The sequence below is a fragment of the Enterobacter cloacae complex sp. P40C2 genome (genome assembly GCF_014930695.1).
Lineage (GTDB): Bacteria > Pseudomonadota > Gammaproteobacteria > Enterobacterales > Enterobacteriaceae > Enterobacter > Enterobacter pasteurii.
In genome coordinates, this window is record NZ_JADBRP010000001.1 from 496,982 (window position 1) to 509,980 (window position 12,999).

Sequence of the window (12,999 nt, forward strand, 5' to 3'; positions counted from 1 at the left end):
AAACTCATTAATATGACAGTTCAGGACTATTTATTAAAATTTCGCAAAATCAATTCCCTTGAGAGCCTGGAAAAACTGTTTGACCATCTGAACTATACCCTGTCGGATAATCAGGACATCATCAATATGTACCGTGCCGCAGATCATCGTCGCGCCGAACTGGTCTCTGGCGGTCGTCTGTTCAACGTAGGTGAAGTCCCTAAATCCGTATGGCGTTATGTAGTATAAGAAAGTAGCCATCCGCGTGAAATGTTATATACTCTGCGCCCTGCAAATTTCTGTATAACATTTCGCGCAGACTATGGGAGAGCCTATGACCGCATTGCCTGGAGAAAGAATTGGTGGCTGGTTAATCGCCCCGCTGGCATGGCTGCTGGTTGCATTATTAAGCGCGTCTCTGGCGCTGCTGCTTTATACCACTGCACTGATTACGCCTCATGCTATCCAGACGCTGATGTCTCAGAGCGCGCTCAATATTGCGACATGGTTTGTGTCGTTCGTTTTCGCGATCGCGATGTGGTATTACACGCTGTGGCTGACCATCGCATTCTTCAGGCGCCGCAAAAGCGTGCCGAAGCACTACATTATCTGGCTGCTGGTCTCCGTGCTGCTGGCCGTAAAAGCCTTCGCCTTTTCGCCCGTGTCTGACGCGCTTGCGGTGCGCCAGCTGCTGTTTCCGCTGCTGGCAACGGCGCTTCTGGTGCCCTATTTCAAGCGCTCAACGCGCGTGAAAAAGACCTTCGTTAACCCGTAATAACCTTACAGTTAACCTGTTGTGGCCTGTTGTCGTTTATCCGATAATAGGCGGCTATTTTATTTCAGGCTAAATAATGACCGATTACTTACTGCTCTTTGTCGGAACTGTGCTGGTTAATAACTTCGTGCTGGTGAAGTTCCTTGGCCTGTGCCCGTTCATGGGCGTCTCCAAAAAGCTGGAGACGGCAATGGGCATGGGGCTGGCAACCACCTTCGTGATGACGATGGCCTCTATCTGCGCATGGCTGATTGATACCTGGATCCTGATCCCGCTGGACATGCTTTATCTGCGCACCCTGTCCTTTATCCTGGTCATTGCGGTGGTTGTGCAGTTCACCGAAATGGTGGTGCGTAAAACCAGTCCGGCCCTGTATCGCCTGCTGGGTATTTTTCTGCCTCTCATCACCACCAACTGTGCGGTGCTGGGCGTGGCGCTGCTCAACATCAACCTTGGGCATAATTTCATGCAGTCGGCGCTGTACGGTTTTTCCGCGGCGGTCGGTTTTTCCTTTGTTATGGTTCTGTTCGCGTCCATTCGCGAGCGTCTGGCGGCGGCGGATATCCCCGCGCCGTTTCGCGGCAACGCCATCGCGCTGGTGACCGCAGGTTTAATGTCTCTGGCCTTTATGGGCTTTAGTGGTCTGGTGAAGTTGTAATGAGTGCTATCTGGATTGCCATCGCGTCCGTCAGCGTGCTGGGACTGGTGTTTGGCGTCATTCTGGGCTATGCCTCCCGCCGTTTTGCGGTCGAGGACGATCCGGTTGTTGAAAAAATCGATGAGCTTTTACCGCAGAGCCAGTGTGGGCAGTGCGGCTACCCCGGCTGCCGCCCTTATGCTGAGGCGGTGGGCGTGCAGGGTGAGAAAATTAACCGCTGCGCGCCGGGTGGCGAAGCCGTCATGCTCAAAATTGCCGCGCTGCTTAACGTCGACCCGCAGCCCGTCGACGGCGATGAACAGGCGCAGGAGCCCGTGCGCGCCCTTGCCGTTATTGACGAAGCCAACTGCATTGGCTGTACCAAATGTATTCAGGCGTGTCCTGTAGACGCCATTGTGGGCGCAACGCGCGCTATGCACACCGTTGTGGCGGATCTGTGCACCGGCTGTAACCTCTGCGTGGCGCCCTGCCCGACGCAGTGTATAGAACTACGCCCGGTTGAAACGACTACCGAAAACTGGAAGTGGGATCTTCAAGCCATTCCGGTTCGCAATATTCCTGTGGAACAACATGTTTAAGTTATTTTCTGCTTTCAGAAAAGAGAAGATCTGGGATTTCGACGGCGGCATCCATCCGCCGGAGATGAAATCGCAGTCTAACGGCACGCCGCTGCGTCAGATCCCGCTGGCGACCCGTTACGTTATGCCTCTGAAACAGCATATCGGCGCGGAAGGTGAACTGTGCGTGAAGGAAGGCGACAGCGTCCTTCGCGGCCAGCCGCTGACCTTTGGCCGCGGCCGTATGCTGCCGGTTCACGCCCCGACCTCCGGTAAAGTGGTGTCTATTGCCCCACATACCGTTGCCCATCCGTCGGCGCTGTCCGAGCTGAGCGTCATCATTGAAGCAGATGGCGAAGACCGCTGGATCGATCGCGACGGCTGGAGCGACTACCGCTCCCGCAGCCGGGAAGAGCTGATAGCGCGTATTCATCAGTTCGGCGTTGCGGGTCTGGGCGGCGCAGGCTTCCCGACCGGCGCCAAGCTTCACGGCGGCGGCGATAAAATCGAAACGCTAATCATCAACGCCGCCGAGTGCGAGCCGTACATCACCGCGGATGACCGTCTGATGCAGGACTGCGCGGCGCAGGTGGTGGAAGGGATTCGCATCCTTGCGCATATCCTGCAGCCCCGCGAGGTGCTGATCGGTATTGAGGACAATAAGCCGCAGGCCATTTCCATGCTGCGCGCGGTGCTGGCGGATAGCCATGATATCGGCCTGCGCGTGATCCCAACGAAATACCCGTCCGGTGGCGCAAAGCAGCTGACGCAGATCCTGACCGGCAAGCAGGTTCCCCACGGGGGCCGTTCGTCCGATATCGGGGTGCTGATGCAGAACGTCGGTACCGCCTACGCGGTGAAGCGTGCGGTCATCGACGGGGAGCCGCTGACCGAACGCGTGGTCACCCTCACCGGCGAGTCCGTCTCGCGTCCCGGCAACGTCTGGGCTCGCCTGGGCACCCCGGTGCGTCATTTGCTGGAGCAGGCGGGGTTCTGTCCGGGCAGCGATCAGATGGTCATCATGGGCGGCCCGCTGATGGGCTTTACCCTGCCGTGGCTCGACGTCCCGGTGGTGAAAATCACTAACTGCCTGCTCGCCCCTTCCCCGACGGAGATGGGCGAAACGCAGGAAGAGAAAAGCTGCATTCGCTGTAGCGCCTGCGCGGACGCATGTCCGGCAGATTTGCTGCCGCAGCAGCTGTACTGGTACAGCAAAGGCCAGCTGCACGATAAGGCGCAGGCGCACAACCTGGCAGACTGTATTGAATGCGGTGCCTGTGCCTGGGTCTGCCCGAGCAATATTCCGCTGGTGCAGTACTTCCGTCAGGAGAAAGCCGAAATCTATGCGATCTCGATGGAGGAAAAACGCGCCGCTGAAGCTAAAGCCCGCTTTGAAGCGCGCCAGGCAAGACTGGAGCGCGAGAAGCTCGCCCGTCAGGAACGCCATAAGCAGGCCGCCGTGCAGCCTGATGCAAAAGATCAGGATGCGATTAACGCCGCACTAGCCCGCGTGCGTGAGAAAAAAGCCACCGCCGCCCAGGCGGTGGAAATAGCGGCCGGACAAAAACCGGACAACAGCGAAGCGATTGCCGCACGCGAGGCGCGTAAAGCCGAAGCGCGCGCGCGTCAGGCGGAGAAGGCGCAAAACGCCAAACCGGAAGCCGATGCCGATCCGCGTAAAGCCGCGGTGGAAGCGGCTATCGCCCGTGCCAAAGCGCGCAAGGCCGGACAGCAGGCAGTGGTGGTGGAGCAGGACGCACCGGATCCGCGCAAGGCTGCCGTGGAAGCGGCCATCGCCCGCGCCAAGGCGCGCAAGGCGGCACAGCTTCAGCCAGCCGAAGAGAGCGAAGCCCCCGTCGACCCGCGTAAAGCCGCCGTGGAAGCGGCCATCGCCCGCGCTAAGGCGCGCAAGGCGGCACAGACTCAGCCTGCCGAAGAGAGCGAAGCGCCCTTCGACCCGCGTAAAGCCGCCGTGGAAGCGGCCATCGCCCGCGCTAAGGCGCGCAAGGCGGCACAGCAGGAAACGCTGCCTGCGGCCGCTAACGACGATCCACGCAAAGCCGCAGTCGCCGCCGCGATTGCGCGTGTTCAGGCAAAGAAAGCCGCGCAGCAAGCCGTTAACGAGGATTAAATGGTTTTCAGAATTGCAAGTTCCCCTTATACCCATAACCAGCGCCAGACATCGCGTATCATGATGCTGGTGTGCCTGGCCGCGCTGCCGGGCATTGCCGTTCAGTGTTGGTTTTTCGGCTGGGGCACGCTTTTCCAGCTGGCTCTTGGTTGCGCCAGCGCCGTTGCAGCGGAAGCCCTTATCCTGAAGCTGCGCAAAATGGACGTTGCCCGCATCCTGAGCGATAACTCCGCCCTGCTGACCGGCCTGCTGCTGGCCATCAGCATTCCCCCGTTTGCGCCGTGGTGGATGGTGGTTTCAGGAACCGTATTTGCGGTAGTCATCGCTAAGCAGCTGTACGGCGGGCTGGGCCATAACCCGTTTAACCCGGCGATGATCGGCTACGTTGTTCTGCTCATCTCCTTCCCGGTCCAGATGACCAGCTGGCTGCCGCCGCATGAGCTTGCCGCCACGGTGCCCGGGTTTATGGACGCTCTGCATGTAATCTTTAGCGGCCACACCGCGCAGGGCGCGGATATGAACGCGCTCCGCATGGGCGTGGATGGTATCAGCCAGGCGACGCCGCTCGACACCTTCAAAACCTCCCTGCGCGCCGGACACAGCGTTGAGCAGGTCATGCAGTCCTCCATTTACAGCGGCGTTCTGGCAGGTGCTGGCTGGCAGTGGGTCAATGTGGCCTACCTGCTGGGCGGTGCGTTCCTGCTGCAACAGAAGGCCATTCGCTGGCATATTCCGGTCAGCTTCCTGGCGACGCTGGCCGTCTGCTCGACGCTCGGCTGGGTTATTTCACCGGATTCACTGGCAACCCCGCAGCTTCATTTGCTCTCCGGCGCGACCATGCTCGGCGCATTCTTTATCCTGACCGATCCGGTAACCGCCTCCACCACTAACCGCGGCCGCCTCATCTTTGGCGCGCTGGCGGGACTGCTGGTCTGGCTTATTCGCAGCTTTGGCGGCTATCCCGACGGCGTGGCGTTTGCCGTGCTGCTGGCCAATATCACCGTTCCGCTCATCGACTACTACACCCGTCCGCGCGTGTACGGTCATCGCTAAGGGTTACGCCATGCTTAAGACAATGCAAAAACACGGCGTTACGCTGGCAATCTTCGCCGCCGCCCTCACCGGGATGACGGCGCTGGTGAATGAGCTGACGAAAACCACCATTGAAGAACAGGCTGTAAAACAGCAAAAAGCGCTGTTCGATCAGGTGATCCCGTCAGATTTCTACGATAACGACCTGCAGAAAAGCTGCTTTGTCGTGCAGGCTCCACAGCTCGGCAGCGGACCGCACCGCGTGTATATTGCCCGTAAGGGCGAGAACCCGGTGGGTGCCATCATGGAAGCCACCGCGCCGGACGGCTACTCGGGTGCGATTCAGCTGCTTGTGGGCAGTGATTTTTCCGGCACCGTGCTGGGCACGCGCGTCACGGAGCATCACGAAACGCCGGGCCTCGGCGATAAAATCGAAACGCGCTTAAGCGACTGGATCTTACACTTTGCCGGGAAGGTGATTCATGGCGAGGACGATCCCGCTTTCGCGGTGAAAAAAGATGGCGGCGAGTTTGACCAGTTCACGGGCGCCACCATAACGCCGCGCGCGGTGGTCAACGCCGTCAAGCGCGCCGGGCTGTATGCCGAAACGCTGCCCGGGCAGCTTAACAATCTTTCCGCGTGTGAGGAGTGACCATGAGCCAGGTTAAAGAAGTCATCGTTCAGGGACTCTGGAAGAACAACTCGGCGCTGGTGCAGCTGCTGGGGTTGTGCCCGCTGCTGGCGGTGACGTCCACCGCCACCAACGCGCTCGGTCTGGGCCTGGCAACCACGCTGGTGCTCACGTTGACCAACTTCTCTATTTCCGTGCTTCGCCGCTGGACGCCGTCGGAAATCCGCATTCCGATTTACGTGATGATCATTGCCTCGGTGGTTAGCGTGGTGCAAATGCTGATTAATGCCTACGCCTTTGGCCTGTACCAGTCGCTGGGGATCTTTATTCCGCTGATTGTGACCAACTGTATCGTCGTTGGCCGCGCTGAAGCCTTCGCGGTGAAAAACAACCCGGCCATCTCCGCGCTGGACGGATTTTCCATCGGCATGGGCGCTACCGCCGCGATGTTCGTCCTCGGATCTATGCGTGAAATTCTGGGCAACGGCACGCTTTTTGACGGCGCAGATGCGCTGCTCGGCGGCTGGGCTAAGGCGCTGCGCATCGAGGTGTTCCACACGGACACCCCGTTCCTGCTGGCGATGCTGCCTCCGGGAGCATTTATTGGCCTTGGCATGATGCTGGCGGTAAAATACCTGATTGATGAAAAACGTAAGCGCCGCGCGGCCGAGCGCAGCGTGCAGGAAGGGATCCCCGAAAAAGCCTCATGAATAAAGAGAAACGCATTGCGATACTGACGCGCCTGCGCGATCAGAATCCTCATCCAACGACGGAGCTGAATTTTAACTCTCCGTTTGAGCTGCTGATCGCGGTGCTGCTCTCCGCGCAGGCCACTGACGTAAGCGTCAACAAAGCGACTGCCCTGCTCTACCCCGTTGCGAATACGCCGCAGGCCATGCTGGAGCTGGGCGTGGAGGGGGTAAAATCCTATATCAAAACCATCGGCCTGTTTAACAGCAAGGCTGAAAACGTTATTAAGACCTGCCGGATCCTGCTTGAGCAGCACGGCGGTGAAGTTCCGGAAGATCGTGCTGCGCTGGAGGCGCTGCCGGGCGTCGGGCGCAAGACGGCAAACGTTGTGCTGAACACGGCTTTTGGCTGGCCGACAATTGCCGTGGATACGCATATCTTCCGCGTCTCTAACCGCACCCATTTTGCGCCAGGAAAGAACGTGGAGCAGGTTGAAGAGAAGCTGCTAAAGGTGGTTCCCGCCGAGTTTAAGGTGGACTGCCACCACTGGCTGATCCTGCACGGGCGCTATACCTGCATAGCCCGCAAGCCGCGCTGCGGCTCCTGCATTATCGAAGATCTTTGCGAGTACAGCGAAAAGGTCTATTCCTGACAGCGCTTTTTCCGCTCGCTTCTCAAGCCCTTAGTTTCAATAAGGGCTCTGTTATCCCGTAAATCGACCATAAAATGCCCTCCGCTTTGGCTTTCAGCCACGCTGATTCGTCGGCCATTTAACACTCAAACAGGTTAATAGTTTTTTCATCACCAAAAATTTCTATACATCTGTGATCCAGATCACTCTGATAACGTCATGTTGGATTTTTGTTTATAAAACCGTCCCAGTCCCTTTGCCACACAAGATGTAATCGGCCCCACGCCGCAGATAAGACCAGCCATTTTTCAGATTATGGGCTATATCACTGCCAACAACCATAAATAGCAGAACATATCGCCAAACAGCCATTCGACCGGGCCTTTTGTAGTGAAAAAAACCAGCAATTTTCAACCAATGAAATTTAACGCTGAATAACATTTGTATGAACCGAGGATTATGCCGCGTCAGTTATATGTAACAGAGTATTACAAACGTATTGCCAGACGGGGCTGGATAGTGAACATTACCCGCCGTTTCCCCTCCCAATATAACTATAAAGCGGATGGACTACGGTCATCACGCTATGAACACCCCCGTTAATATGGGATGTAAAAAAAGAGGTATATGTGTCAACTGCAAACAATAAACCAACAGATGAGAGCGTAAGTCTTAACGCTTTCAAACAGCCTAAAGCGTTCTATCTCATTTTCTCTATCGAATTATGGGAGCGTTTTGGCTACTACGGCCTGCAAGGGATTATGGCCGTTTACCTGGTTAAGCAACTGGGTATGTCCGAAGCGGATTCCATCACGCTGTTCTCATCCTTCAGCGCTCTGGTGTATGGCCTTGTCGCAATTGGCGGCTGGTTAGGCGATAAAGTCCTCGGGACTAAACGCGTCATTATGCTGGGCGCCGTGGTTCTGGCGATTGGTTATGGACTGGTTGCGTGGTCCGGGCACGATGCAGGCGTGGTATACATGGGCATGGCCACCATCGCGGTCGGTAACGGCCTCTTCAAGGCTAACCCGTCTTCCCTGCTTTCTACCTGCTACAGCAAAGATGATCCCCGTCTGGACGGTGCATTCACCATGTACTACATGTCCATCAACATCGGTTCATTCTTCTCCATGCTGGCAACCCCATGGCTGGCCGCGAAATTTGGCTGGAGCGTGGCGTTTGCGCTGAGCTTCGTGGGCATGCTGATCACGGTAGTGAACTTCCTGTTCTGCCGCAGCTGGGTTAAAGATTATGGTTCAAAACCAGACTTCGAACCCGTGCACATGGGCAAACTGCTGTCAACCGTCGTTGGTGTTGTGATCCTGGCCGCCGTTGCCACCTGGCTGCTGCACAACCAGGGCGTTGCACGTGCGGTACTGGGCGTGGTTGCGCTGGGTATCGTTATCATCTTCGCCAAAGAAGCCTTCGCCATGCAGGGTGCCGCCCGCCGCAAGATGATTGTGGCCTTCATCCTGATGCTGGAAGCGATTATCTTCTTCGTGCTGTACAGCCAGATGCCTACGTCTCTGAACTTCTTCGCTATCCGTAACGTTGAGCACTCAATCCTGGGTATCGCGTTCGAGCCGGAGCAGTATCAGGCGCTCAACCCGTTCTGGATCATGATTGGTAGCCCGATTCTGGCCGCTATCTATAACAAAATGGGCGACCGTCTGCCTATGCCGCACAAGTTCGCCATCGGTATGGTGCTGTGCTCCGGCGCGTTCCTGGTCCTGCCGCTGGGTACCAAATTCGCGACTGACGCGGGTATCGTCTCCGTTAACTGGCTGATCCTGAGCTATGCGCTGCAATCTATCGGTGAGCTGATGATCTCCGGCCTGGGCCTGGCAATGGTTGCACAGCTGGTACCACAGCGTCTGATGGGCTTCATCATGGGTAGCTGGTTCCTGACCACCGCTGGCGCGGCGATCATCGCCGGTAAGATTGCGAACCTTATGGCGGTACCAGAAAACGTTACCGACCCGCTGGTGTCCCTGAACGTTTACGGCACCGTGTTCATGCAGATTGGCATCGCGACCGCCGTGATTGCCGTACTGATGCTGCTGACTGCCCCTAAACTGAATCGTATGACTCAGGACGACGACAAATCCGCTAAGGCGAGCTCAACCGCCACCGCGTAACGTCATCGGGAAACGACTGACCAGAAGCCGCTAACGTATTAGCGGCTTTTTTTTTATCCGAACGCGCACTAACATAGCTGGAACCTCAGCAAAAAGGAGTTACCGATGAAACTGTTCTATAAACCGGGCGCCTGCTCTCTTGCTTCCCATATCACCCTTCGCGAGAGCGGTAAGGATTTTACGCTGGACGGCGTTGACCTGATGAAAAAGCGCCTGGAAAACGGGGATGACTTTTTTGCGATTAACCCAAAAGGGCAGGTTCCGGCCCTGCTGCTGGATGATGGCACCCTGCTGACCGAAGGGGTGGCGATTATGCAGTATCTGGCGGACAACGTACCGGATCGTCAGCTCCTCGCCCCTACCGGCAGCATTGCACGGTATAAAACGCTGGAGTGGCTGAACTACATCGCCACCGAGCTGCACAAGGGCTTTACGCCCCTGTTCCGCCCGGATACCCCGGAAGAGTACAAACCGACCGTGCGCACGCTGCTGGAGAAAAAGCTTCAGTACATTAACGACAGCCTGAAGGACGACCAGTGGATCTGTGGCTCACGCTTCACCATTGCCGATGCATATCTGTTTACCGTTCTGCGCTGGGCGCGCGCGGTTAAGCTGAATATGGACGGATTAGATCATATCGCGTCGTACATGGCACGCGTGGCGGAGCGTCCTGCGGTTGCCGCGGCGCTGAAAGCGGAAGGTTTAAACTAACCTGAGAGCGCGTGTTGCCGGGTAGCGATGACGCATACCCGGCAAACGTCAATATGGAACTTTATAGCCGTGTGGCGCTGAAATAGTGCTCCGGCTTCGCGATGCGAGCCTGCGCCGCAACCACCTGCAGCTCATATTCCTGCATCGTTTTCGTCGCAATCATGATTTCATAAACGGCCGCGGTCACGTGCTCCAGCGCATCGCGCAGGCCTGCCCCCTGCAACAGCTTCACCAGCAGCAAACCGCTGGTGACATCACCGACGCCAACGGGCTGACGCATTCCGAAGTCCACCAGCGGCCGGCTGATATGCCAGGCGTCGTCCTTCGTCACCAGCAGCATCTCAAAACGGTCCTGGCTCATCCCTGCGCGTGCCAGGTGTTTTACCAGTACAATCTCCGGCCCGTGGGCTATCAGTTCGCGAGACGCGCTTACAGCCTCTTCTACGCTGTTTACCGGATGCTCGCACAGGATCTCCAGCTCAATCAGGTTGGGGGCAATAATATCGCTGGCTGGCAAGGCATGCCGGACATGAAACTCCGCCACGCCCGGCGCCACGATGCAGCCTTTTTCCGGATGGCCCATCACCGGGTCGCAGAAATATTTCGCTGCGGGGTTTGCCGCTTTCACCTGGCGCACAATGCCAAGGATTTGCTCCCCCTGCTCCGCCGAACCGAGATAGCCGCTCAGCACAGCGTCGCAGCGCCGGAGCTGGTCAATCTCCGCAATACCCTGAACGATCTCCGTCAGATGCGACGGCGGCATCACGCAGCCGGTCCATTTACCGTACTGGGTGTGATTCGAAAACTGGACGGTGTTGAGAGGCCAGACGTTGGCACCGAGGCGGCGCATCGGAAATTCCGCAGCGCTGTTGCCGGCATGCCCAAAAACAACGTGGGACTGAATGGCGAGGATGTTCTTCATGTTGTACTTACCAAACCCTGTCAAAACAAAAGGGGCGTGGTTTCCCACGCCCCTGCATACTTTTAATTACTTCCAGCAGACCAGACAGTAATTTTTCTTACCACGACGCAGCAGCGTGTAGCGGCCATACAGACGATCGCTCTCGGTGAAGGTGTATTCCGGATCGGCCTGTTTCTCGCCGTTGATGGTGATAGCGTTTGAGGCGATGGTTTTACGCGCCTGGCCGCGGGACGGCTGTAGCTCGGAGTCCACCAGCGCCTGCATCAGGTCTGCGCCTTTCTCCATCTCGACCATCGGCACGCCATCCTGCGCCAGCTGCTCAAAGTCCGCTTCGCTCAGGTCGCTCAGGGTACCGTTGAACAGGCTCGCCGTAATGCGTTTCGCCGCCGCCAGGCCTTCCTCGCCGTGCACCAGTTTTGTAACTTCGTCCGCCAGCACGTACTGGGCGCGCGGAGCTTTACCGCTGTTCTTGTCTTCCTCTTCCAGGGCATTGATGTCTTCAATATCCATAAAGGTAAAGAATTTCAGGAAGCGATAAACGTCGGCATCCGCCGTGTTGATCCAGAACTGGTAGAATTTGTACGGGCTGGTTTTCTTCGGATCCAGCCATACCGCGCCGCCTTCAGTTTTGCCGAACTTGGTACCGTCTGCTTTGGTGATCAGCGGAACGGTCAGACCAAAGACCTGATTCTGGTGCAGACGACGGGTCAGATCGATACCGGAGGTGATGTTGCCCCACTGGTCGGAGCCGCCAATTTGCAGAGAAACGCCGTGGAGCTTGTTCAGGCAGGCGAAGTCATAACCCTGAAGCAGGTTATAGGAGAACTCGGTAAAGGAGATGCCCTGATCGTCACGGTTAAGACGCTGCTTCACCGCTTCTTTGTTAATCATCTGGTTAACAGAGAAATGCTTGCCGATGTCGCGCAGGAAGGTCAGCACGTTCATGCCGCCAAACCAGTCGTAGTTGTTCGCCGCAATTGCAGAGTTTTCACCGCAGTCGAAATCGAGGAAGGGTGCAACCTGTTTGCGGATCTTGTCTACCCACTCCTGAACGGTGTCTTCGGTATTCAGCTTACGCTCAGCGGCTTTAAAACTTGGGTCGCCAATCAGACCGGTCGCGCCGCCAACCAGCGCGACGGGCTTATGGCCGGCCATCTGGAAGCGTTTCAGGCATAACAACGGAACAAGATGCCCCAAATGCAAGCTGTCAGCGGTGGGATCGAAGCCGCAATAGAGCGCGATCGGGCCTTGCGCCAGTCGCTCTGCTAACGCTTCTTCGTCCGTCACCTGGGCCACGAGGCCCCGCTCTTGCAATTGTTTAATCAAGTTACTGCTTGCCATCAAATTCTCCATGTATAAACGACTGCACCTTTGCCGGTACACGACTTTTCGCCTGGTGCGAAAGGTACATAGAATAAAGCGCAAGCGCGGCGTGCGCTAGCGCTTAACACAACAAATTTCAGGGTTTACGGGGCCAGCCTGTCTATTTTCCAGCCACGGTTGTCGCGCTGGTATAAAAAGCGGTCATGGAGACGGTGTTCACCGCCCTGCCAGAACTCCATCTGCTCGATGGGAATGCGGAATCCGCCCCAGAAGCTCGGCAGCGGCACTTCACCCTGCTGAAACTTCTGCTTGAGTTCGAGGAATTTGCTCTCCAGCACGCCGCGGGCAGAGATGCGGCTGGACTGCTTAGACACCCACGCGCCAATCTGGCTGTCGCGCGGGCGGCTGTGGAAATACTTCACGACCTCGAGCGTGGAGAGGCGCTCCGCTTTGCCGGTCACCATCACCTGACGCTCCAGCATATGCCACGGGAACAGCAGGCTGATGCGCGGGTTGTTTTCCAGGTGGTGGGCTTTCCGGCTGCCGAGGTTGGTGTAGAACACCAGCCCTTTGTCGTCGAAGTGCTTGAGCAGGACGATGCGCTGGTAGGGTTGACCGTTTTCATCAACCGTGGCGACAACCATGGCCGTCGGATCGGCCAGCTTCGCTTCACAGGCCTGCTTCAGCCAGCGTTCAAAAAGCACCAGCGGTTCGGCGGGAAGATCCTGGCGGCGCAGCCCGCCTTTGGTGTATTCACGGCGCAGATGCGCAATTTGCTGCAATTCGTCGTTATCTGACATGGCGTTAGCTGAAATTGACAT

Annotated in this window: 14 protein-coding genes; 11 read left to right on the forward strand and 3 right to left on the reverse strand. The window is 57.1% G+C overall.

Annotation, left to right across the window (positions count from 1 at the left end; genetic code table 11):
* Nucleotides 1-12 precede the first annotated feature (12 nt).
* The 11 genes from ydgT (at nt 13) to gstA (ending at nt 9,933) form a co-directional block, all read left to right on the forward strand.
* Nucleotides 13-228: a transcription modulator YdgT gene (ydgT, locus tag IM304_RS02325; RefSeq protein ID WP_000217941.1), complete on the forward strand. Its 216-nt coding sequence runs from the start codon at nt 13-15 to the stop codon at nt 226-228.
* A gap of 85 nt (nt 229-313) precedes the next feature.
* Entirely contained in the window at nt 314-754 is a 441-nt protein-coding gene (locus IM304_RS02330) for a DUF2569 domain-containing protein (RefSeq protein WP_148418877.1), read from the forward strand.
* Nucleotides 755-830: 76 nt separating this feature from the next.
* Complete coding sequence (gene rsxA, locus IM304_RS02335) at nt 831-1,412, forward strand: electron transport complex subunit RsxA (protein WP_022647920.1); 582 nt, start codon at nt 831-833, stop codon at nt 1,410-1,412.
* Nucleotides 1,412-1,990 carry an electron transport complex subunit RsxB gene (rsxB, locus tag IM304_RS02340; protein ID WP_193356193.1) on the forward strand — a complete coding sequence of 193 codons (579 nt, stop codon included), beginning with the start codon at nt 1,412-1,414 and terminating at the stop codon, nt 1,988-1,990. Before rsxA ends, rsxB begins: the two co-directional genes overlap by 1 nt.
* A complete protein-coding gene (gene rsxC / locus IM304_RS02345; RefSeq protein ID WP_193356194.1) occupies nt 1,983-4,100 on the forward strand; it encodes an electron transport complex subunit RsxC in 2,118 nt (705 codons plus the stop codon). Before rsxB ends, rsxC begins: the two co-directional genes overlap by 8 nt.
* Nucleotides 4,101-5,153, forward strand: a complete 1,053-nt coding sequence (gene rsxD, locus IM304_RS02350; RefSeq protein WP_193356195.1) for an electron transport complex subunit RsxD — start codon at nt 4,101-4,103, stop codon at nt 5,151-5,153.
* A gap of 10 nt (nt 5,154-5,163) precedes the next feature.
* Nucleotides 5,164-5,784 (forward strand): electron transport complex subunit RsxG, encoded by a 621-nt coding sequence (rsxG, locus tag IM304_RS02355; protein WP_193356196.1) that lies wholly within the window; start codon nt 5,164-5,166, stop codon nt 5,782-5,784.
* A 2-nt stretch (nt 5,785-5,786) separates the two neighbouring features.
* Nucleotides 5,787-6,473 carry an electron transport complex subunit E gene (locus IM304_RS02360; protein WP_176610508.1) on the forward strand — a complete coding sequence of 229 codons (687 nt, stop codon included), beginning with the start codon at nt 5,787-5,789 and terminating at the stop codon, nt 6,471-6,473.
* The gene (gene nth / locus IM304_RS02365) at nt 6,470-7,105 is read left to right on the forward strand and encodes an endonuclease III (RefSeq protein WP_193356197.1); all 636 of its coding nucleotides are present in this window, start codon (nt 6,470-6,472) and stop codon (nt 7,103-7,105) included. Before IM304_RS02360 ends, nth begins: the two co-directional genes overlap by 4 nt.
* Before the next feature lie 608 nt (nt 7,106-7,713).
* Complete coding sequence (gene dtpA / locus IM304_RS02370; protein WP_193356198.1) at nt 7,714-9,222, forward strand: dipeptide/tripeptide permease DtpA; 1,509 nt, start codon at nt 7,714-7,716, stop codon at nt 9,220-9,222.
* A 105-nt stretch (nt 9,223-9,327) separates the two neighbouring features.
* Entirely contained in the window at nt 9,328-9,933 is a 606-nt protein-coding gene (gstA, locus tag IM304_RS02375) for a glutathione transferase GstA (RefSeq protein ID WP_176610510.1), read from the forward strand.
* A 61-nt stretch (nt 9,934-9,994) separates the two neighbouring features.
* Here gstA and pdxY read toward each other — a convergent pair whose 3' ends face one another.
* The 3 genes from pdxY to pdxH form a co-directional block, all read right to left on the reverse strand.
* Entirely contained in the window at nt 9,995-10,855 is an 861-nt protein-coding gene (gene pdxY, locus IM304_RS02380) for a pyridoxal kinase PdxY (RefSeq protein ID WP_193356199.1), read from the reverse strand.
* 66 nt (nt 10,856-10,921) lie between these two features.
* Nucleotides 10,922-12,196, reverse strand: a complete 1,275-nt coding sequence (gene tyrS / locus IM304_RS02385) for a tyrosine--tRNA ligase (RefSeq protein WP_148418896.1) — start codon at nt 12,194-12,196, stop codon at nt 10,922-10,924.
* Nucleotides 12,197-12,321: 125 nt separating this feature from the next.
* A complete protein-coding gene (pdxH, locus tag IM304_RS02390; protein ID WP_193356316.1) occupies nt 12,322-12,978 on the reverse strand; it encodes a pyridoxamine 5'-phosphate oxidase in 657 nt (218 codons plus the stop codon).
* Nucleotides 12,979-12,999: the final 21 nt, after the last annotated feature.